Origin of the sequence: Streptomyces sp. Go-475 (assembly GCF_003330845.1) — a bacterium.
Lineage (GTDB): Bacteria > Actinomycetota > Actinomycetes > Streptomycetales > Streptomycetaceae > Streptomyces.
In genome coordinates this window covers 1,872,945-1,891,713 of sequence record NZ_CP026121.1, presented here as the reverse complement: position 1 = coordinate 1,891,713, position 18,769 = coordinate 1,872,945, and the positions used below count along the sequence as shown (strand labels likewise).

Sequence of the window (18,769 nt, the reverse complement as noted above, 5' to 3'; positions counted from 1 at the left end):
GCCCCGACCCTCGAAGACGCCGTGCCGTTGCTACGCGGGGCGTCCGCGTTCCCAGGTGTAGTCGAAGCTCCGCACGTAGTGCCGGAAGGTGCGGGCGCCGGGGATGTACCGGAAGTGCAGCACCGGGTTCTGCCCGGCCGGTGCTCCGAGCACGTGCGGGTTCACCAACACGTCGTCGTCGAACCGATAAATCGAGTTGTACAGGATCGTGTCGTGCAGCCGGACCTCTACGCCCGGCGTCGTCATCGCCGGTTCGAGGTAGCGCCGGGTGATCCGGGCACGCGCAGCCAGGTCGCCACCTATGCCTTCCTCTTCGCCGCGCTGGCGGACCATCTCCGAGTCGGGGTCACCGAGCAGGACCCGAACCTGGGCTCCGGCCTTGGCCTTCTCCGCCAACTCGTATGGCAGATCCGGGTGGTTGTCGAAGAGGAACAGCCCCGCGTACACGAGGATGTCGACCTGGTCCTTCGCCTTCTCGATGAGGGATGACCACAGGGCGGCTGGTACGGCACCCCGGTGCGGGTAGTACGTGATCAGCTCAGAGGTGCTCGCGGACTCTGCCTGCTTCTCGACGGTGGGCCACAGGTAGACCTCGTCGACGCCGAGGAAGCTCGCGGCCTTCCAGCGGTGCCCCCGGTGCGGCGTGCGGTTGGTCGTGATCCAGCGCTCCACGCTCTTGGGGTCGACACCCACTTGCTGGGCCACCGACTGGATGGTCTCGCCCTTCGCTGAAATCGCCGCGCGCAGACGCTCGTTCGCCATGGCGTGCCCTCTCGTGGGACGTAGCAGGGACGTTTTGACGATAGCTCAGACGTCCCTGAACGTCCATACGGACCGTGATGCGTCCACCACCTCTCGCGGTCTCCTGATCTCACCGGCGATGAACGCCGGTTCCAAATCTCCCTCAGATCAGGAGAACAGACGATGCGTCAGATTCCCGTCGACACCTCCACCGCGACCGTGATGGTCGCCCAGACCCCGGAGCCCAAGGTCCGTGACCGCCGGACCGGCGAGATCGCCACGGACGCCGAGACGGGCGCGAAGCTGATGACGGTGAGCGTGATGTTCGCCCTCAACGGCGAGGTCGAGATCCTGAACGTCACAGTGCCGGAGAGCGGCATCTCGGGCGAGCTGGCGATGGGTACCCCGGTCGCGCTGACGGGGCTGATCGCCCGGCCGTGGGAGAACGAGTTCAACGGCCAGAAGCGGCACGGCATCGCGTTCCGTGCGGTCGCAGTCACCTCGCTCGTTGCCGGTGCTGAGCAGGCGAAGGCGGCCTGAGCCATGACCTGGCTGACCGTCGCCCTGGTGCTGGTCGTCGCCGCTGCGGGTCTCCTGCGGTGGCGGCGCCCCGCCTGGTACTGGCTGACCTTCGGCGTCACCCTGGCGACGCTGCGGGTCCTGCTCCGGTACCCGTCCGTGATGGACGCCTGTGGCCTGACCGTCCCGGCTCCCCGCTGGCGCCTGACCCTGGCGCGGATGACCAACCGGGCCATTCCCGGCCCCCGGGCCCCGCGCATCCTGCGGGTACGGCCGACCCGGACCGGTCTGGTGCTGCGGCTCAAACTCCGGCCCGGTCAGGACGCCTTCGACGTGGCGGCCTCGTGTGACCGGCTGCGGCACTCGTTCGCGATGTACGGTGTCACCTCCCGCGAGCTGCGCTCCGGCGTGGTCGAGGTGCGGATGACCGGCTATGACGTGCTCAAGCGGGTGCAGATGCCTGCTAAGTGCGACACCCGGCCGATGCGGGTTCCGGTCGCCCTGCGCGAGGACGGCGCCGTTCATTTCCGGGACTACCGGGGTGTTCCCCACGCGCTCACGCTCGGAGCCACCGAGTCCGGCAAGTCCGTCTACCAGCGCAACCTGGTAGCCGCGCTCGCCCCGCAACGGGTCGCCCTGGTGGGCATCGACTGCAAGCAGGGAGTGGAACTCTTCCCGCTGGCCCGTCGGTTCTCCGCGCTGGCCGACAACCCTGACACCGCCGCCGAACTCCTCGACGCGCTGGTAGCGCACATGGAAGACGTCTACCAGCTCATCCGCGCCGAGCAGCGGATCACCGCCGACGTACCGGATGCGGAGATCGCCGCCGACATCTGGAACCTGCCGGATGACCTGCGGCCCGTGCCCATCGTGGTCCTGGTCGACGAGGTCGCCGAACTCGCTCTCTTCGCCACCAAGGAGGAGGAGAAGCGACGGGACCGGATCATCACCGCCCTCGCGCGGCTGGCCCAGCTCGGCCGGGCGGCCGGGATCTACCTGGAGATCTGCGGGCAGCGCTTCGGCTCCGAACTCGGCAAGGGCATCACGATGCTCCGCGCCCAGCTCACCGGCCGTACTGCGCACCGCGTCAACGACGAGTCCAGCGCGAACATGGCCTTCGGTGACATCGCGCCGGATGCCGTGCTGGCCGCGATCCAGATCTCCACCGACATGCCCGGTGTCGCCATCACGGGCGATTCGACCGGTGGCTGGGCCCGGATCCGCGCCCCGCACACCTCGCTTCGGCAGGCCGTCAACACCTGCAACCGGTACGCCGACCTGGCCCCGGACCTGCCCGCCCTGGCTCCCTTCCGACCCGCACTCGGCGGTCCGAAGCCAATCCCGGCCCCGGCGGTCGAGTCCGCCCCGGCCGCTGCCTGATCCCGCCTCGTCCCTTGCCCAACCTCGCGAAGGAGGTGACGACATGACCCGCTCGATCCGCCCCGATGCTGTCCTGGTTCAGGCCGTGATCGCCGGAGCCCTGTCCTTCGCCCACTTGCATGACCTGGCCGCCGCTGCTGGACAGACGGGCTGGAAGGCATGGGCTTACCCGGTCAGTGTCGACCTGCTCCTGGTGGCCGCGTGGCGACGGCTCCGCAGTGACGGGCCGTCCCGGCTGGCCTGGTGCTGGTTCATCGTCGCCCTGTTCGCCTCGCTGGGCGCCAACGTCGCCACTGCCGGGTTCCTGGACTTGGAACACCCGCCCGCCCTGCTCCGGCTCGGCGTCGCCGGGTGGCCCGCCGTGGCCTTCCTCGGCGGCACGCTTCTCGCCCACGCGCCCAAGTCCGCCGAGGACCGGGTGCCGGATTCGCCGGCACCCGCAACCCCGGTCACTGAGCCGGTTACCGAGACCGAACCGGAGGCTGAGCCGGTCTCGGCAGTCGTCGACACCCCCGCACTTCCGGCTGCCGAGCCCGCCCCGGCCGAGCCTGCCCCGGCCGCCGCTGCTCCGGCTGTGCCGGTCCCGGCCGCGCTGGTGGACCACGCCCGCAAGGTCGCCGACGACCACCGCGCCCGTACCGGTTCGCCGATCGACACCGACACCCTGCGCGCCCGACTCGGCGTCCCGCCCCAGCTGGCCCACGCCATCGCCGCCCAACTCGCCTGACCCGAAGGGAGAACACCCGTCATGCCTGCCCGCGACTTCTTCCACTCCGTGATGCGGATCGGACCGGTGCAGATCGGCACCCACCGCGACCGGCACGGCCGGACCAAGCACGCCGCCGTGTGCAGCTCCGACGGCTGCGGCTGGTCTGCCGACTACACCAGCCAGTCCGCCGCCCAGCTCGCCGCCCGCACCCACCGCTGCAAGGTCCGTTAGGAGGCCATGGCCATGGAAGTACCGCTCTGGCTCGCGCTGCTCGCCGTCGGCTACCTCGGCGTCAAGCTCATCCGCCCGCCCGCCTGGCTCATCGCCGTCCTGCTGCTCGGCGGCTTCCTCCTCGCCGACAGCGTCCTGGCCCCCGCCATCGACACCTTCGTCAAGTAGAGGAGATCGCTGATGCTCCGCCCCAAGATCCCGACCATGCCTACCCCGACCGGCCAAGCCACGCCGCCCGTCGTGGTCGAGCCGACCACCATCGTCCCGGCCTCCCAGACCCCGCCGCCTGCCCCGGTGGCCCCGGCTCCTGCCCGGCCCACGGTGCAGCTCACCCCCGGCACCGCTCTCGCCCTCGTCGGCGGCGGCACCGCCGTGGTCCTGGTCGTCGGCGCCGTCCTGGTCTCCATGCTCCTGGCGGTCGCCATCACCGGCGCCTCGGTCGCCGTCTGCGCCGTCGTCCTGCGCTCGCTCCTCGCCTCGGAGACGAAGCGACGCTGACCGGCCCCCGGAGCGGCCTCAACCGCCAAGTCTCGTCCGCTCCGGGAGCCGTCCCTGTCCGATCTCGCAACCGGAAGGAACACCCAGCATGACCGACCGCACCGCACCCGCGCCCCGCATCTGCCCGAATTGCGACGGCTTCGCAACCGCCGCCATCATCACCGGCAGCCGCGACCGGCACGGCCACCTGCCCACAATCAGGGCCAACTGCCCGGCCTGCGACGGCCTGGGCACCGTCCCCGCCCGCCGCGTTCCGGAGCGTGCGCGTGCCTGACCTGCTCGACCCGACCACCCTCGGCGACCTGCTGAGGGTGGCCTCGGCTTCTGACTTCGACCGCTGGCAGGAGCAGATCCGCCGCACCGGCGGCTGCGCCGACCCCATCCACCTGACCGGCTGGACCCTTACCAAGGACAAGACCACCGGCGAGACCCTGCACCACTACTCCACCGAGAGCGAGCCGGGCGGCCGTCTCCGTGTCGCCTGCGGCAACCGCCGGGCCTCCCGCTGCCCGTCCTGCGCCTGGACGTACGCGGGCGACACCTACCACCTCATCCGCGCGGGCCTGGCTGGCGATGACCGCCGCGACATCCCCGCCACCGTCCGGGATCATCCCCGCGTCTTCGCCACCCTCACCGCCCCCTCGTTTGGCCCGGTCCACAACCGGCCCGACCGGGGCGTCTGCCGTTGCGGCACCCGCCACGCCGCCGACGATCCCGCCCTCGGCACGGCCCTGGACCCGGCCAAATACGACTACGCGGGCGCTGTGCTGTTCAACAACCACGCGGGGCAGCTCTGGCAGCGCTTCACCAACCGTCTCCGCCGCGAGATAGCCGCCCGCGCCGGCATCACCCAACGCGAGCTGAAAGAGTGCGCCCGCCTCTCCTACGCCAAGGTCGCAGAGTTCCAGAAGCGCGGCGCCCTGCACTTCCACGCCGTCGTCCGCATCGACGGCCCCAACGGACCCGAGACCGCTCCGCCGTCCTGGGCGACGGTCGATCTCCTAGCCGACGCGATCCGTGCAGCTGCCGCGCACTCCTACACCTCGGTCTCCGTCCCGGCCGCCGAGGACCAGCCCGCCCGGACCTTCCGCTGGGGCACCCAGCTCGACGTCCGGCCCGTGAAGGCCTTCGGCGATGGCTCCCAGATCACCGAGCAGGCGGTCGCCTCGTACGTGGCCAAGTACGCCACCAAGGCTGCCGAGAACACCGGCACCCTTGACCGCCGCATCGGCGAACTCTCCGACCTCGACCGCCACGGCGTGCCCGATCACACCCGCCGCCTCATCGAGGCCTGCAAGCAGCTCGACCCGCTCTACCCGGACCGGCGCCTGTGGGCCTGGGCTCACATGCTCGGCTTCCGGGGCCACTTCTCCTCCAAGTCGCGCCGCTACTCCACCACCCTCGGCGCCCTGCGCCAGGCCCGCGCTGACTACCGCGCCGCCCAGGAACACGCCGCCCTCGGTCTGGAGGACCGCGAGCCCGACACCGTCCTGGTCCTGGCCGACTGGCAGTACGCCGGACACGGCCACACCCCCGGCGAATCAGTCCTCGCCGCCACGATCGCCCGCGACCTCCAGCTCAACCGCGAAACCGCCCGCGAAGCGCTCGCCGCGCTGCCAGATGAAAGGGAGTGGTGACCATGCCGACCCGGCTGCCCGATCGGTATCTCACGCCTGAGGACCTGGTCCAGCTCTTCGAGCTGCCCAGCGTCGAGACCGTCTACCAGTGGCGGAGGAAGCACATAGGGCCCCGCGGCTTCAGGGTCGGTCGGCATCTCAGGTTCGACCCGCAGGACGTACAGGCATGGGTCAAGTCCCGCATAGAAGGGGCTGCTGCCTGATGGCCGGACACGTTCAGGATCGCTGGTACAAGGCCCTCCCCGGCCCGGACGGCAAGACGGTCAGGGTCAAGACCGACCGTTTCGGCGTCGGCCACCGCTACCATGCCCGGTACATCGCGCCGGACGGCTCCGAGAAGTCCAAGAGCTTCCCGGACAAGCAGAAGCGCAAGGCCGAAGCCTGGCTGTCCAACATCGAGGCGGACATGTCCCAGGGTCGGTACATCGACCCGGCTGCGGGCTCGGTGACCTTCGCGCGGTACGCCAAGGAATGGATGGCGGCGCTGACCATCGACCCGGTGACCCGTGAGAGCGTCGAGATTCGTCTCAGGGTCCATGCCCTTCCGTACCTCGGCGATCGGCCCATGGCGTCCTTCCGGCCCTCGCACCTGCGGGCCTGGATGCGCCAGCTGGAGGAGACGGGACGTGCTGCGTCCTACCGGCGGTCGATCTTCGCCAACGTGTCGGCGGTCTTCACTGCTGCCGTAGAAGACCGGATCATCGCGGAGAATCCGTGCCGTGCCCGATCGGTGCGGGCGCCCTCCCTCGACGGCCGGAAGGTCAAGCCGTGGTCCCTCGATCGCGTCATGGCCATGCACGAGGCGCTGCCGGACGCGTACCAAGAGGTGGTCTCCCTGGGGGCAGGCTGCGGGCTCCGACAGGGCGAGATCTTCGGCCTTGCCGTTGAGGACATCGACTTCCTCAGCGGCACGGTTCGCGTGGTCCGCCAGGTCAAGCTCATACGCGGCGTGCAAGCGATCTTCGGGCCGCCGAAGGGCGGCAAGGAACGTCACGTTCCGCTGCCCGAGACCGTCTCCTTCGCGCTGGCGGCCCACATCACGAAGCACGAGCCGGTGGAGGTCACCTTGCCGTGGAAGAGCCCGGACGGCCCGCCCGTCACGGCCTCGCTGCTGTTCGTCAACGCCCGGCGTCAATGGCTGCACCGGTTCCGCTTCAACCGGTCCGTATGGCGTCCGGCTCTCACTTCGGCCGGCATACCGCTCGGACGCGAGAACGGCATGCATGCCCTCCGTCACTTCTACGCCTCCGTGCTCCTGGCCGCGGGGGAGAGCATCAAGGCCCTGAGCGAGTACCTGGGTCACCACGACCCGAGCTTCACTCTCCGCACGTACACGCACCTGATGCCGAACAGCGAGGCGCGCACCCGGGCCGCCGTGGATCGCGTCTTCCGGGACCCGGAGAGCACCGATGACGGCCCCGAAACGGCCCCTGAGGCGGGTTGATCGTCTGACCTGCTCATGATTCAGAACAGCCACAACTGACGATCCCGTACGGATGACCGGGCGTGACCTCGTGGTGGGCTTGGCAGATGAACGGGTGGACGCAGTGTCCGATCATTCGCCGAACCGACGAAACGAGGACCGGGGCATGAGGAACGAGCGGGGGCGGGCCGTGGCGCGCTGTCTGGTGGGGGCGGTCGCGGTGCTGGCGGTGTACTGGCTGCCGGCGGGGGCCGCGCACGCCGACGAGACCAACAAGAACTCGCACAACGGCCCCCGAATCGGCCTGATCAACACGGGCCAGGTCGATGACCCGATGGAGGACGTGCTGGAGCACACCCTGCTGTTCGGTGACGGGTACGCCTGGAACTGAGCCGCCGGAGGGCACGTCGAGGGGACGGCCCGTATCGCAGGCGCCTGCGATACGGGCCGTCCCGTTTTTGTTCCTGGCGGGTGGCATAGCGGGAGGACCTCGCGCGCGTCACAAGGGATACGGGGAGCGGGCACAGGGTCCGCCCCGGGGGAGAGCGAAGGTGACGATGGATGCCGAAGCGCAGGAGAGCTTCCGGGAGTTCGTGGCGAACAGGTCGTCCGCGCTGCTGAAGACGGCGGTCCTGCTGAGCGGCGGCGACCGGCACGCGGGCGAGGACCTGCTGCAGAACGCGCTGATCAAGGCGGCGGGCCGCTGGCACCGCATCGACGAACCCGAGGCCTACGTCCGGCAGGTCCTCTACCGGCAGCAGGTCAGCCGCTGGCGGCTGAAGTGGCCGCGGCGCGAGCTGAGCGTCGCCGAACCGCCGGAGACCGGTACCGATCCGGACGCCTCCGGCGCCGCCGAGCTGCGTCTGGTCATGCGCGGTGCGCTCGCCCGGCTGACCGCGCGGCAGCGCACCGTGCTGGTGCTGCGCTACTTCGAGGACCTGCCCGAGGGCGAGGTGGCCCGCATCCTGGGCTGCTCCGTCGGCACCGTCCGGTCCGCCACCCACCGCTCCCTCGCCCGGCTGCGTGCCCTCGCGCCCGAGCTGGCCGCCCTGGGGCCGGCCGCCGCCGAGCAGCCGCCGTCCCGTGACTACTCGCCCGTGGAGGTCCGTCAGTGAACGTCGACGAACTCGTGCGTGACGCGCTGCGCGACCAGGCCGCCGGGCAGCAGCCCGCGCCGCCCGGCTTCGCCGACCGTGTGCTGGCGGTTCGCCGGCGTCGTCGCAGCCGGCGGTTCGCGACCGTCGCCGCGGCGGCCGCCGCCGTGGTCGCCGTGGCCGTGGCCGTGCCCGTGCTGGACTCCGGCAAGGAGGACGTCCGTCCCTCGGGCGGGGTGGAGCAGAGCGGCATCACCGCTCACCCGGACCAGTCGCCGCCGCGCGACATGATCGCGGCCGGGCGGGTCGCGCTGGCCGCGTACTTCACCAGGGCGACCGTCGAGCAGTCCGCCGACCGTGCCGTCTCGGAGCGTACGTACTGGCTGCTGAACCCGAGGACGAAGAAGTACGCGAAGGACGACCGCTGGTCCTACGTCGCCGTCGCCCCGGGGATGACGACGGCCGCCGTGCTGGAGCGGGACCTGCCCGTGCCGCGCATCGGGCTGCTCGACCTGGCGAGCGGCCAGGTCAAACGGTGGATCCCGGTCGACCGGCCGGTGGCGGGCGTGGAGTTCTCGTCCGACGGCAGGAAGCTCGTCGCGACGACGTACAGCGAGAATCCCGACCGGCTGGTGAAGGTCGAGGGTTCCGAGGGCTGGGACCCCCCGTTCACGGAGTCGTCCCGGACCGGGTTCCACGTCATCGACGTGGCCTCCGGGAGCAGTTCCTGGGCCGGGGTGGAGATCGGCGGGAGCGCGCAGAACCCGGACGCGTTCATCAACTCCCGCCAGGACTTCTCGTTCACCAGCGACAACCGTCTCGTCTGGTCCGGCTTGCCCACCGAACCCCGGAGGATGTTCTACGACTTCACTGGCAAGGTGGTGCCCGGGCCCGCGCCGGACCGGTACCGGGAGTGGTCCGTCGAGGCGGGGGTCTCGCCGGACGGGCGGCTCGTCGCCGGTCCGTTCGCGGGGCAGAAGTGGAAGACGTCCTCCTTCGTCCTCGACGCGCGCACCGGCAAGCAGCGCGAGGTGCGCGGGCAGCAGCTGCTCGCCTGGGCGGACGGGAACACGCTGGTCGCCTGGGACATCGGGCCGGACGGGAACGAGTTCCACCAGCGGCTGGTGCTGGTGACCGTCGGCCGCGAGAAGACGACTCCGCTCAGTGGATTCCGGTCGCCCAAGGACAACACCAAGGGGCGGTGGGAGCCGGTGTTCGCCGAGCGGTGATCACCTGTTGAGCAGGTCCCCGTGCAGCGAGAGCAGCCCGTCGGCCGTGGCGCGGTCGGCGGGCCGCAGGGGTGCGCGGACCGGGCCCGCGGGCAGGTCCAGTGCGGTGAGGAGCGCCTTGGCGGTGACGGTGCCCGGCAGGCCTGCCGACATGATCGCCTCGATGAGTGGAGTGGCCCGCTGCTGGAGGCGGGCGGCCTGTGCCGTGTCGCCCGCGTCGAACGCGTCGAGCACGGCTCGCAGGTGGTTCGGGACCACGTTCGCGACCGTGCTGACATAGCCGGTGCCGCCCACGGCGTACAGCGCGAGGTTGTGCTCGTCGCAGCCCGCGTAGTAGGCCAGGTCCGTGCGGGCCAGGATCTTCTGGGCGGCCAGGAAGTCGTTGGAGCAGTCCTTGACCGCGACGATCCCGGGGTGGTCGGCGAGGCGGAGGAGCGTCTCCGGTTCGATGCGGGTGCCGGTGCGGGCCGGGATGTCGTAGAGCATGAGCGGGAGCCCGGTGGCGTCGGCGATCTCCCGGAAGTGGGCCTCGATCGCGTCCTGCGGGGGCCTGCTGTAGTACGGCGCCACCACCAGCAGGCCGTCCGCGCCCGCCTTCTCGGCCTCCCGGGCCAGTTCGGCGGTGTGGCGGGTGTCGGGGGTGCCGACGCCCGCGACGATCGAGGCCCGGTCGGCCACGGCCTCGCGGACCGCCGCGATCAGGGCGGACTTCTCGGCGTCCGTGGTGGTCGGGGACTCGCCCGTCGTGCCGGAGAGGACGAGGCCGTCGCAGCCGTTCGCGACCAGGTGGGCGGCGAGGCGCTGGGCGCCGTCCAGGTCCAGGGCGCCGGAGCGGGAGAACGGGGTGACCATGGCGCACAGCGTGCGACCGAAGTCGGGGGTGCGGGTGAGGTGAGGGGTGCGGGCGGGGTGATGAGGGGTGCTGGCGGGGGGTGGCGTTGTCATGCGAGTAGTGTCGGCAGCGTGATTGAGTAGCTCTACTTAATTTATCTTCAGGGTATGTTTAAGGGTTCCTTCATGGAGGGGTGTCCTTCCCAGCGGGGTCGGGATGAGTCACCATGGCCAGGACGGTCGCGGACGGGATGTCATGGGAGGCGTCATGAAGCTCGGCAAGGCACTGGCCATCGGGGTCGCGGAGGAGCAGCCGCAGGTCCAGGTCCGGGACGAGGGGATCGAGCTCCCTGCCCTCGCTGACCTCCCTGACCTCCGGGACGTCGAGGAGACCGCGTCCGAAGAGGTTCCGGTCGCCCGATGAGGCTGCGGCTTCCGGCGGAGCGTCCGACGGAGCCGCCGACCGGATACAAGATCGCCCACCCGGTGCTGTCCCAGGACGGCACCCGGGCCGGGTTCACCGGCGTGTCGCTGGGCGGCGCGCTCCCGTACGGCGTGGTGGCCGACGCGTCCTGCGTGTACGGGCTGCGGCACCGGGTGCCGCATCGCCGCTGCGACTGCGGCTTCCACTGCGTGCACGACCGGGCCGCGGCGGAGGCGCTGCTGTGCGCGGACGACCATCGGGCCGCCGTCCTGCTGGAGGTCTCCGTCCTCGGGGCCTACATCCGCTTCGAGCGCGGGTTCCGCTATGCGCGGCAGCGGGTGCGGGTCGTGACGGTGGGGGCCTGTGCCTGCGGCGCCGGGGCTGGTGCGCTGGTGGACGCGGGGTGGGGGCGAGTCGGGTGGCGGGCGCTCGCGCCCTGCTGCGGGGGGTGCCTGCGGGGGCGGGCGTCCCTGTCGCCGGCCGGGTTCGCGCGGCTGGCGGGGGACGGGGTGCGGGTCGTGACCGGTGGTGGCAGGGCGCCGGCGGGGCCGGGCGGAGTGACGGTGCCGGGCGGAGTCACAGGGGCGGGCGGAGTGACGGGGGTGGAAGCGGCGGAGGGGATGGGGGTGCCTGAACTCGTCGCCGAGGCCGCGCTGTTGCAGGCGCGGCTCGACTGGTTTCAGGTGCAGTTGGCTCGGCTTCGGGAGCGGGGGAGTGGGGGTGCCTCCCGGGGGTAGCGGGGCTGTGCCGGTGGCCCGTGCCGGTTTTTTTGGGGGTGGGCAGCTGGGTCGAGTCCTGGGGGGCGGTGGGGTCCGGCCGCAGGGGTAGTCGGGGGGTGTCCGGGTACTCGGGGTTTCCTACGTCGAGAGGAGGCGGAACACCGTGACCGGGACCATGGAACATCGGGCCGTGCACGACGAGCACCACACCGTGGGTGAGCTCGTCGGACAGGCCGCGGAGCAGCTCTCCCGACTCGTACGGCAGGAAGTGGCTCTCGCCAAGGAGGAACTGGCCGAGAAGGGGCGGCGGGCAGGGCGTGGCGGTGGGCTGCTCGGTGCGGCGGGCGCTGTCGCGTACGCCGGGCTGCTCGCGCTGGCCGGTACGGGTGTCGCCGCCCTCTCACTGGTACTGCCCGTGTGGGCCGCGGCGCTGATCGTGACGGGAGTGCTGTTCCTGATCGCGGCGGTGCTGGCCGCGATGGGGCGGGGGCAGCTGCGGCGGGCCGCGCCGCCGACGCCCGAGCAGGCGATCGGCAGCGTGAAGGCGGACGTCGAGGAGATCAAGGAAAGGGCGCATCGATGACGGAGCCGACGGGTGGGGCGAAGGGGCCCGATGAGCTGCGGCGTCAGATCGAGCGGACGCGGGGTGAACTCGGGAACACCGTGGAGGAGTTGGCCGGGAAGGCCGATGTGAAGGGGCGTGCGCTGGCGCGGGCCGCCGACCTGCGGGACAAGGCCGGGGCGATGACGGTGCAGTTGCGCAGCAGTGCGGCGCAGGCGGGGCACACCGTGCAGGACCGGGCCGCGCATGTGGGGCCTCGGCCGGTGCGGACGGTGGTGCAGGCCGGTATGCGGCATCCGAAGCCGGTGCTGATGGCCGGGGCGGCGGGGGCCGTGGTGGCTGTCGGGGTGGTGCGGTGGAGGCATGCGCACGGGCATCGGTGACGTGGGGATGCCTGCGGCGGCCTGTGCGGCTGCGTGGGGGTGCGTGTCTTCGCCTGACGCCGGGTGGTGGGTCGGGGCCGCGCCGGGGAGTGTCCGTCCTCGGAACGGCGCGGTTGACTCGCGTGCCGACTGACCGTTCGTTGACGCGCCAACCGCTGCGGGCGGACACCCCCCCGGAATGTCCCCTTGCCGCCGTGCGCGGGTGCGGGCGCGTCGTGGCTCCCGCCCCGCCGGCTGACTTGGCCGCGGGCATGCGTGCCGCTAGGGGCGGCACGGGTGGGCGTGGGGGTCCCCCCTGCTCGAGCGAAGCCGAGAGCTTGGGGAGGTACCCCGCTACGCCGGGCTGCGGACCCACCCGGCCCCAGTGCAGCGCGCCGAGTCGTGGAACCCCGCTTGACCTCAAGTTCGGTCGAGGTTGAAGGGTGAGGGGTGTAGCAATCGGCGTACACGACTGGAGTGTTCCATGACCCGGCGGACCGAACAGCATCCCGATCTCACCGACCCGCGCATCGGTGCTCCCTTCTTCAGTACCTGGCGGGTCGGGACCCCGGAGCGGCAGCGGCAGGCCGTGGACGCGATCGCGCGGGCCTGGGAGCGGCGGCCCTGGCCGACCGGAGACCTGCTGGGGTACCACGTGTACGCCGGGCACGACGGGGACACCTTGCTGCACTACTCGCAGTGGCGGAGCGAGCCGGCGTACGAGGCGTTCGTGAAGAGCCACCGGCAGGAGCGCGTCGACGAGATCGACACCGCCGTGCCGGGGATCGAGCGGGTGGAACTCGTGCGGTACCGGCACTACCGCAGCGGCGCGCGTGAGGGCGCGGCGCCCGTTCCGGGGTGTGTCGTGATCGTCGACGTCCGGTTCGACGGGCCCGACCCGGACCGGCAGCGCGCCTGGGTCGACGCGGTGTTCGAGGCGCTGGAGAGCGAGCCGGAACCGCATCCCGGCGGTATCTCCGCCCACTTCCACCTCAGTACGGACGGCACCCGGGTGCTCAACTACGCCGAGTGGGAGAGCGCCCAGGCGCACATCGACGCCCTGGCCGCGCCGGGCGACGGTGTCGGCTCGGCGACCGAGCTGTGGAAGCGGGTGCAGAACTGGCCCGGGCTGCTGGAGAGCGGTTCGGTCAGGCGGTACGACCACGTGCTCGGGCTGGTGCCCTGAGGGGCGGGCCGGCCGGACGCGGTGTCCGGCCGGCCCACGTCGTGCTACGGGCGGAACCGCAGGACCTGCGGGTCGTGGTCGCTGATCTGGTCGTTGAACTCCGCGTTGACGTGCACGCTGTCGTACTCGAAGTCGCAGTCGCGGCGGATCGACGGGCTGATCAGGATCTGGTCGAGGACCTGGCTGTTGCCCTGGTAGACGTACGAGTAACGCTCGCTGCGGGGGAGCGACTTGATCGCGGACCACAGTTCGCCCCGGCCTTCGAGGAGTTTCGTGGTCTGGGAGAACTCGAAGTCGTTGATGTCTCCGAGCGTGATGACGTCCGCGTTCTTCTGGGTGTCCAGGATGTCCTTGACGAAGGCGTTCACCAGCGTGGCCTGCTGGTGGCGCTGGGTCTCGGAGCTGCGGGACGGCGGCTGGTACTGGGAGGTCAGGCCCTGGTCGCCGCCCTTGGAGTTGAAGTGGTTGGCGATCACGAAGACCGAGCGGCCGCGGAAGACGAACTCGCCGGCCAGGGGCTTGCGGCTGTTCTTCCAGGCCTCGTCGGCGGGGGCGATGCGGCCGGGGCTGAGCGTCAGGTGCGCCTTGCCGCGGATCTTCGTCACGCCGGTGGCCGTCGTGGCGTCGCCGCCCGGGCTGTCCCTGAACGAGACGCGCTCCGGGTTGAAGAGGAACGCCTGGCGGATGTTGCCGCCCGGCTCGCCGCCGTCGGTGTTGTTCGCGGGGTCGATCGAGCGCCAGTCGTAGCGCGGGCCGCCGGCCGCGACGATCGCGTCGATCAGCTTGGTGAGGGTCTGGTCGGCGGCGACCGTGCCGTCGTTCTTCGCGCCGTTGTTGTCCTGGATCTCCTCCAGGGACACGATGTCCGGCGACCGCAGGTTGTTCACGATCGCGGCGGCGTGGGCGGCGAACGTGTCGTCCGTCGGGTCCAGGTTCTCGACGTTGTAGGTCGCGACGGCCAGTTCCGCGGACCGCTGCTCGCGGGTGGTCTCACGCTGCAGGCCGGCGCTCTTCAGCGTGCCGAGCTCGCCGGCGACCAGGGTGTAGCCGCCGAACTGGTTGTAGTCCAGGGGGCCTGCGGTGGTGCCCGTGAGGGTGTCGCCGACGTTCGCCTTCGGGAAGTCCGCCGTCGGGCCGAGGGACTGGATCTGGAGGCGGCCCGTGTTCTGGGCGTCGTAGGAGCCGTAGACCGTGCCGCCGCGGCGGTTGCGGTTCTCGTGCGGCTTCACCGTCACCCAGAGTTCGGTGTACGGGTCGGTGGCGCCGACCACGCGGGTGTCGGCGACCCGGACGGTCATGCCCTCCAGGGACTCGTAGTGGTCCAGGGCGTACTTCGCGGGCTGGAGGGGGAGGGCGTTGACCGAGCCGTTCGCGGCGGTGTCGCCGGCCGGGGCGTAGGCGGCGGGGACCGACTTCGCGTCGATCGTCGTGGCGGCGGGAAGCGGGTTGCCGCTGGAGAGGACCGTGGTCGTCGGCTTGGTGATCTCCGTCAGGGACTGGTTGCCGGAGGTGGTGCCGCCGGGGACGTACTCGGAGACCGTGCCGCTGACCTTGACGGAGTCACCGACGGCCACGCCCTTCGGGGTGGAGCTGGTGAAGACGAAGACGCCCTCGCTGGTCGCCGGGTCGGCGTCCGGGTTCGGGTCCTGGATCCAGAAGCCGCGGGACGAGCCGTAGGTGCGGACGCCGGTGACGATTCCGGTCACGTCCGTGACCTGCCGGCCGGCGTACGGGGATATCCGGGTGCTGCCCTGGATGTCGTGGACGCGGACCGATTCCGCGTGCGCGGGGGTGGTGAGGACGATCGTGGATGCCGCGGAGCACGCGGCGGCGACGGTGAGCGCGGCGAGGCGCGCGGACGACTTGCTCGGCAACGGGATTCCCTCCGGGGACGTGACAGGGCGCCGGGACGAGGGTGGTGCTCGGACTGTCTGCCGCTACCTGTGGGGCGGGCGGTGTGACGCGCGTAGACGGCGGCGGACGGGCCACGTGGTGGGGCAGGCCCGGTGAACAAGTGTCCGCCGACTTCTACGCGCGTCAATCTCCAGCCTGCTCACATCACTTGTCAAGGTTTCGGCCATGTACGGCGGCTGACGGGGAGATGAAGTGGGCGGCATGGGTGGAAATCCGTCTAGGCTGAGCGGCTGAGTCGTATGAGGCGCCGCTAGGAGAAACAGCCGATGTCAGACAGCTCCCCCTTGCCGCCGGTGCGGTTGCACCCCGAAGCGGAGCTGGCGCGCGACGCGCTGTCCACGCCGTTGCTGTCCCGGGCCGCCCGGCTCGCCCGCTGGGCCGGGCCGGACACCCGGGTCGACGCCGGGGGCGGGCTCGTCGACGAGCAGTTGCCCGCCGCCGCCGAGGTGCTCGGGCTGAGCGGGGACGACGCCGCCGCCGACGCCGGCGAGGCGTGGCGGGTGGCCGTGGACACCGGGCTCGTCGAGGTCGTCGACGAGGAGGAGGGCACCGTCCGCGCGGGCGAGGACCTCGCGCTGCTCACCGGCGGCTCCCCGCAGGACGTGCTCGCCGTGTGGCTCGCGGCCCTGGAGACCGTGCTCGCCGACGCGAGCGTGCCCGACCTGGACGGTCTCGTCGACGAGGACGGCGAGGTCGACCTCTCCGCCCTCGACTGGGACCCCGAGGCCGAGGCCGAGTTCCTCGACGGCGTGCTCGGCAACCTCTACCTGCTGACCGCCGGCGAGGACACACCCGGCGACGCCCCCGTGCCGCTGCCGGCCCTGGCCGCCTCGGTGATCGTGCCCAGCGACATGGGCGAGCCCACCAACGACGTCCTGGAGCAGGTCTCCGACGCGATGATGCGGCTGGACGACCAGTTCCGGATGCTGGAGCCGGTCGGGCTCGTGGCCTACCGGCCCGTCGACGAGGCGCTCATGGCCGATGCCGACGAGGAGCCCGCGGCGCCCGTCGACGACACCGACGTCTCCCGCTACGGCATGGTCCGGCTCACCCCGCTCGGCCTGTACGGGATGCGCGCCCGGCTGCTGGAGGCCGGATTCGAGGCGCCGGCCGTCGGCGACCTCGCGGACAAGGGGGCCGACGCACTGCTCGACGGCACGGCCGCGTTCCCGCCGGGCGCTGCCCAGGCCGAGACCGAGCAGTGGCTCCAGCGGCGGGAATCGCTGGCCGCCGCGCGGGAGTTGCTGGCGGCGGCCCGGGGCTCCGACGCCGGGGCGCCGCTGCGGCGGCTGCGGTGCCAGCAGGCCCTGTCGCTGGTGGGCGCCTCGGCCGAGCCGGCGTTGCGGGAGGTGCTCGACGACGCCGAGCTGGGTGGCCTCGCCCGTGTCTGGCTCACCGAGCACGGTGCGGTGGACGTGCCCGCGCCGTCCGAGGCGATGGTGTACTGGCTGACCATCGACACGGTGGCCGCGCAGCTCGCCGCGGAGGGGAACTCCGAGGAGCTGCGGGCGCTGGTGGAGGGGCTGGCGCGGCAGCACGGTGGGTTTTTCGAGGCCGTGTGGCGGGTCGATCACCCTGCGACCGCTGATGTGCTGGAAGCGATGGGGCGGTTGCATCCCGACAAGAAGGTGGCGAAGGAAGCGCGGAAGGCCGCGTTCAAGGCGCGGTCGCAGCAGGGTGGTTGATCCGAGTTCAGCGGGTGCGTCGTCGTGGCTTGTCGCGCCGTTCCCCGCGCCCCTGAGGTGTTGTTCAACCGGCGTTCATGGATGAGCGGGACGGTGTCGCCGAACGAGGTCCGCCACCCTCCACGGCATCCCCCGTCACAGGAGACACCCATGTCGCTCACCCGCAGGGACTTCGCCAGAACCACCGCGATCACCGGTGCCGGTGTCGCGCTGGCGGGCAGCGTCGGCGCCCTCGCCACCGCACCGAACGCCCTCGCGTCCTACGACACCGACAGCGCGGAGGGCGCGGCGGACGCCGGGCACGGGGCCGGCTACGGGCCGCTCGTCCCGGACCCCGCGGGGATCCTCGCCCTGCCCGCCGGATTCACGTACAAGATCCTCACCTACAGCGGCCGGACCAGGCTGGAATCGGGCGAGTTCACGCCGTCCAACCACGACGGCACCGCCGCCTTCGACGGCCCCCGCGGCACCACCCTGCTCGTCAACAACCACGAGCTGAAGGGCCCCCGCGTCAACTGGAAGCACCCGGTGCCGCTCACCGAGGGCCTCGTCTACGACCCGGCCGCGTCCGGCGGCTGCACGGTCGTCGAGGTGCGCCCCGACGGGCGCGTCGCCGAGTGGGTCGGCATCGCCGGCACCTCCACCAACTGCGCGGGCGGCGCCACTCCGTGGGGCACCTGGCTCACCTGCGAGGAGAACTCCGACCGGGCCGGCACCAACGGCATGACCAAGGACCACGGCTACGTCTTCGAGGTCGACCCCGTCGACCGGCGCGCCAACCGCCACCCCGAACCGCTGAAGTTCTTCGGCCGCTACGACCACGAAGCCGTCGTCATCGACCCCAGGCGCGGCCACGCCTACCTCACCGAGGACGACGACGAGCCCAACGGCCTCTTCTACCGCTGGACCCCGCCCAAGGGTTTCGCGTACGGCCCCGGGAAATTCCGCGAACTCGCCGACGACGCCGGAGTCCTCCAGGCGCCCAAGTGCTACGACTCCGGCGGCCGGTTCGTCGACGACCTGTCCCGCGCCACGAAGACCGGCACCGTCTATGGCGTGGACTGGGTGGACGTGCCCGACCGCGACGCCCGGACGACCCCGGTGCGCAAGCAGTTCGGCGACGGCGAGGTCACCCGCGCCCGCAAGCTGGAGGGCATGTGGTGGGGCGACGGCGGCGCCTACATCGTCTCCTCGTACGCCCGTGAGGAGAGCCCCGTACAGCACGACGGCCAGGTCTGGTTCTACGACCCCAGGCGCCGGACGCTGACCCTGAAGGTGCTGCTCGGCGTGAACCCCGACCCGTCGAAGGAGGGCGCGTTCGACGGCCCCGACAACATCACCGTCTCCCCGTACGGCGGCATCGTCCTCGCCGAGGACGGCGAGGGCGTCTCGCACCTCTTCGGCGCCACCGACAGCGGCCGCACCTACCCGATCGCCCGCAACGACCTGAACATCGGCACCGAGGAGGAGCCGGAATACAGCGAGTTCGCCGGCGTCACCTTCTCGCCCGACGGCAGGACGCTTTACGCCAACATCCAGGACCCGGGCATCCTGCTCGCGATCACGGGACCCTGGAAGCGACAGCGGCGATAGCCGTGTCGAGTCCTCCGAACGAGTGGCTTCGT

At 71.4% G+C, this 18,769-nt stretch carries 23 protein-coding genes; 20 read left to right on the top strand and 3 right to left on the bottom strand.

The window, feature by feature from the left end:
- Positions 1-30: 30 nt before the first annotated feature.
- Positions 31-762 carry an XRE family transcriptional regulator gene (locus tag C1703_RS08685; RefSeq protein WP_114251354.1) on the bottom strand — a complete coding sequence of 244 codons (732 nt, stop codon included), beginning with the start codon at positions 760-762 and terminating at the stop codon, positions 31-33.
- Positions 763-924: 162 nt separating this feature from the next.
- On the opposite strand from C1703_RS08685, the gene C1703_RS08680 reads away from it, so the two are divergent.
- From C1703_RS08680 to C1703_RS08620, 13 genes are all read left to right on the top strand, one after another.
- Positions 925-1,281, top strand: coding sequence for a hypothetical protein (locus C1703_RS08680; protein WP_114251353.1), 357 nt, complete (start codon positions 925-927; stop codon positions 1,279-1,281).
- Positions 1,282-1,284: 3 nt separating this feature from the next.
- Positions 1,285-2,640: an FtsK/SpoIIIE domain-containing protein gene (locus C1703_RS08675; RefSeq protein WP_114251352.1), complete on the top strand. Its 1,356-nt coding sequence runs from the start codon at positions 1,285-1,287 to the stop codon at positions 2,638-2,640.
- Positions 2,641-2,683: 43 nt separating this feature from the next.
- Positions 2,684-3,367, top strand: coding sequence for a DUF2637 domain-containing protein (locus C1703_RS08670; protein WP_114251351.1), 684 nt, complete (start codon positions 2,684-2,686; stop codon positions 3,365-3,367).
- 21 nt (positions 3,368-3,388) lie between these two features.
- A complete protein-coding gene (locus C1703_RS08665) occupies positions 3,389-3,580 on the top strand; it encodes a mobile element transfer protein (RefSeq protein ID WP_053670683.1) in 192 nt (63 codons plus the stop codon).
- Positions 3,581-3,592: 12 nt separating this feature from the next.
- Complete coding sequence (locus tag C1703_RS08660; protein ID WP_114257343.1) at positions 3,593-3,748, top strand: hypothetical protein; 156 nt, start codon at positions 3,593-3,595, stop codon at positions 3,746-3,748.
- Between the two features lie 12 nt (positions 3,749-3,760).
- Positions 3,761-4,078, top strand: a complete 318-nt coding sequence (locus tag C1703_RS08655; RefSeq protein ID WP_114251350.1) for a SpdD-like protein — start codon at positions 3,761-3,763, stop codon at positions 4,076-4,078.
- 88 nt (positions 4,079-4,166) lie between these two features.
- Positions 4,167-4,352: a hypothetical protein gene (locus C1703_RS08650; protein ID WP_114251349.1), complete on the top strand. Its 186-nt coding sequence runs from the start codon at positions 4,167-4,169 to the stop codon at positions 4,350-4,352.
- Complete coding sequence (repSA, locus tag C1703_RS08645; protein ID WP_114251348.1) at positions 4,345-5,715, top strand: replication initiator protein RepSA; 1,371 nt, start codon at positions 4,345-4,347, stop codon at positions 5,713-5,715. The genes C1703_RS08650 and repSA overlap by 8 nt, the downstream gene beginning before the upstream one ends.
- Positions 5,716-5,717: 2 nt before the next feature.
- Positions 5,718-5,918, top strand: a complete 201-nt coding sequence (locus C1703_RS08640) for a helix-turn-helix domain-containing protein (RefSeq protein ID WP_114257342.1) — start codon at positions 5,718-5,720, stop codon at positions 5,916-5,918.
- Positions 5,918-7,159 carry a site-specific integrase gene (locus C1703_RS08635; RefSeq protein ID WP_114251347.1) on the top strand — a complete coding sequence of 414 codons (1,242 nt, stop codon included), beginning with the start codon at positions 5,918-5,920 and terminating at the stop codon, positions 7,157-7,159. Before C1703_RS08640 ends, C1703_RS08635 begins: the two co-directional genes overlap by 1 nt.
- Before the next feature lie 145 nt (positions 7,160-7,304).
- Positions 7,305-7,529 carry a hypothetical protein gene (locus C1703_RS08630; protein ID WP_114251346.1) on the top strand — a complete coding sequence of 75 codons (225 nt, stop codon included), beginning with the start codon at positions 7,305-7,307 and terminating at the stop codon, positions 7,527-7,529.
- Between the two features lie 166 nt (positions 7,530-7,695).
- Positions 7,696-8,253: a SigE family RNA polymerase sigma factor gene (locus C1703_RS08625; protein WP_114251345.1), complete on the top strand. Its 558-nt coding sequence runs from the start codon at positions 7,696-7,698 to the stop codon at positions 8,251-8,253.
- Positions 8,250-9,461: a WD40 repeat domain-containing protein gene (locus C1703_RS08620; protein WP_114251344.1), complete on the top strand. Its 1,212-nt coding sequence runs from the start codon at positions 8,250-8,252 to the stop codon at positions 9,459-9,461. Before C1703_RS08625 ends, C1703_RS08620 begins: the two co-directional genes overlap by 4 nt.
- Here the strand turns inward: C1703_RS08620 and dapA are convergent, their stop codons facing one another.
- The gene (gene dapA / locus C1703_RS08615; RefSeq protein WP_114251343.1) at positions 9,462-10,406 is read right to left on the bottom strand and encodes a 4-hydroxy-tetrahydrodipicolinate synthase; all 945 of its coding nucleotides are present in this window, start codon (positions 10,404-10,406) and stop codon (positions 9,462-9,464) included.
- A 154-nt stretch (positions 10,407-10,560) separates the two neighbouring features.
- Between dapA and C1703_RS39220 the strand changes: the two genes are divergently transcribed.
- The 5 genes from C1703_RS39220 (at position 10,561) to C1703_RS08595 (ending at position 13,545) form a co-directional block, all read left to right on the top strand.
- Complete coding sequence (locus tag C1703_RS39220; protein ID WP_198678119.1) at positions 10,561-10,716, top strand: hypothetical protein; 156 nt, start codon at positions 10,561-10,563, stop codon at positions 10,714-10,716.
- Positions 10,713-11,453 carry a hypothetical protein gene (locus C1703_RS08610; protein WP_114251342.1) on the top strand — a complete coding sequence of 247 codons (741 nt, stop codon included), beginning with the start codon at positions 10,713-10,715 and terminating at the stop codon, positions 11,451-11,453. Before C1703_RS39220 ends, C1703_RS08610 begins: the two co-directional genes overlap by 4 nt.
- Before the next feature lie 145 nt (positions 11,454-11,598).
- On the top strand, positions 11,599-12,018 hold the full coding sequence (locus C1703_RS08605) for a phage holin family protein (RefSeq protein WP_114251341.1): 420 nt from the start codon (positions 11,599-11,601) through the stop codon (positions 12,016-12,018).
- Positions 12,015-12,380, top strand: coding sequence for a DUF3618 domain-containing protein (locus C1703_RS08600; protein ID WP_114251340.1), 366 nt, complete (start codon positions 12,015-12,017; stop codon positions 12,378-12,380). The genes C1703_RS08605 and C1703_RS08600 overlap by 4 nt, the downstream gene beginning before the upstream one ends.
- Before the next feature lie 463 nt (positions 12,381-12,843).
- The gene (locus C1703_RS08595) at positions 12,844-13,545 is read left to right on the top strand and encodes an antibiotic biosynthesis monooxygenase (RefSeq protein ID WP_114251339.1); all 702 of its coding nucleotides are present in this window, start codon (positions 12,844-12,846) and stop codon (positions 13,543-13,545) included.
- A gap of 44 nt (positions 13,546-13,589) precedes the next feature.
- Here C1703_RS08595 and C1703_RS08590 read toward each other — a convergent pair whose 3' ends face one another.
- A complete protein-coding gene (locus tag C1703_RS08590; RefSeq protein ID WP_114251338.1) occupies positions 13,590-15,419 on the bottom strand; it encodes an endonuclease/exonuclease/phosphatase family protein in 1,830 nt (609 codons plus the stop codon).
- 306 nt (positions 15,420-15,725) lie between these two features.
- Between C1703_RS08590 and C1703_RS08585 the strand changes: the two genes are divergently transcribed.
- Together C1703_RS08585 and C1703_RS08580 are read left to right on the top strand one after the other, a co-directional pair.
- Positions 15,726-17,144, top strand: coding sequence for a hypothetical protein (locus C1703_RS08585; protein ID WP_114251337.1), 1,419 nt, complete (start codon positions 15,726-15,728; stop codon positions 17,142-17,144).
- 150 nt (positions 17,145-17,294) lie between these two features.
- Positions 17,295-18,737 carry an alkaline phosphatase PhoX gene (locus C1703_RS08580; protein WP_114251336.1) on the top strand — a complete coding sequence of 481 codons (1,443 nt, stop codon included), beginning with the start codon at positions 17,295-17,297 and terminating at the stop codon, positions 18,735-18,737.
- Positions 18,738-18,769 lie beyond the last annotated feature (32 nt).

Bases quoted from the DNA above. Each gene is read 5' to 3' on its own strand.
- C1703_RS08610 (WP_114251342.1), top strand. From the start codon at position 10,713: ATGAGGCTGCGGCTTCCGGCGGAGCGTCCGACGGAGCCGCCGACCGGA.
- C1703_RS08660 (WP_114257343.1), top strand. From the start codon at position 3,593: ATGGAAGTACCGCTCTGGCTCGCGCTGCTCGCCGTCGGCTACCTCGGC.
- C1703_RS08640 (WP_114257342.1), top strand. From the start codon at position 5,718: ATGCCGACCCGGCTGCCCGATCGGTATCTCACGCCTGAGGACCTGGTC.
- C1703_RS08685 (WP_114251354.1), bottom strand. From the start codon at position 762: ATGGCGAACGAGCGTCTGCGCGCGGCGATTTCAGCGAAGGGCGAGACC.
- C1703_RS08630 (WP_114251346.1), top strand. From the start codon at position 7,305: ATGAGGAACGAGCGGGGGCGGGCCGTGGCGCGCTGTCTGGTGGGGGCG.
- C1703_RS08580 (WP_114251336.1), top strand. From the start codon at position 17,295: ATGTCGCTCACCCGCAGGGACTTCGCCAGAACCACCGCGATCACCGGT.
- C1703_RS08670 (WP_114251351.1), top strand. From the start codon at position 2,684: ATGACCCGCTCGATCCGCCCCGATGCTGTCCTGGTTCAGGCCGTGATC.
- dapA (WP_114251343.1), bottom strand. From the start codon at position 10,406: ATGACAACGCCACCCCCCGCCAGCACCCCTCATCACCCCGCCCGCACC.
- C1703_RS08675 (WP_114251352.1), top strand. From the start codon at position 1,285: ATGACCTGGCTGACCGTCGCCCTGGTGCTGGTCGTCGCCGCTGCGGGT.
- C1703_RS08665 (WP_053670683.1), top strand. From the start codon at position 3,389: ATGCCTGCCCGCGACTTCTTCCACTCCGTGATGCGGATCGGACCGGTG.
- C1703_RS08680 (WP_114251353.1), top strand. From the start codon at position 925: ATGCGTCAGATTCCCGTCGACACCTCCACCGCGACCGTGATGGTCGCC.
- C1703_RS08650 (WP_114251349.1), top strand. From the start codon at position 4,167: ATGACCGACCGCACCGCACCCGCGCCCCGCATCTGCCCGAATTGCGAC.
- C1703_RS08595 (WP_114251339.1), top strand. From the start codon at position 12,844: ATGACCCGGCGGACCGAACAGCATCCCGATCTCACCGACCCGCGCATC.
- C1703_RS08655 (WP_114251350.1), top strand. From the start codon at position 3,761: ATGCTCCGCCCCAAGATCCCGACCATGCCTACCCCGACCGGCCAAGCC.
- C1703_RS39220 (WP_198678119.1), top strand. From the start codon at position 10,561: ATGAAGCTCGGCAAGGCACTGGCCATCGGGGTCGCGGAGGAGCAGCCG.
- C1703_RS08585 (WP_114251337.1), top strand. From the start codon at position 15,726: ATGTCAGACAGCTCCCCCTTGCCGCCGGTGCGGTTGCACCCCGAAGCG.
- C1703_RS08625 (WP_114251345.1), top strand. From the start codon at position 7,696: ATGGATGCCGAAGCGCAGGAGAGCTTCCGGGAGTTCGTGGCGAACAGG.
- C1703_RS08600 (WP_114251340.1), top strand. From the start codon at position 12,015: ATGACGGAGCCGACGGGTGGGGCGAAGGGGCCCGATGAGCTGCGGCGT.
- C1703_RS08635 (WP_114251347.1), top strand. From the start codon at position 5,918: ATGGCCGGACACGTTCAGGATCGCTGGTACAAGGCCCTCCCCGGCCCG.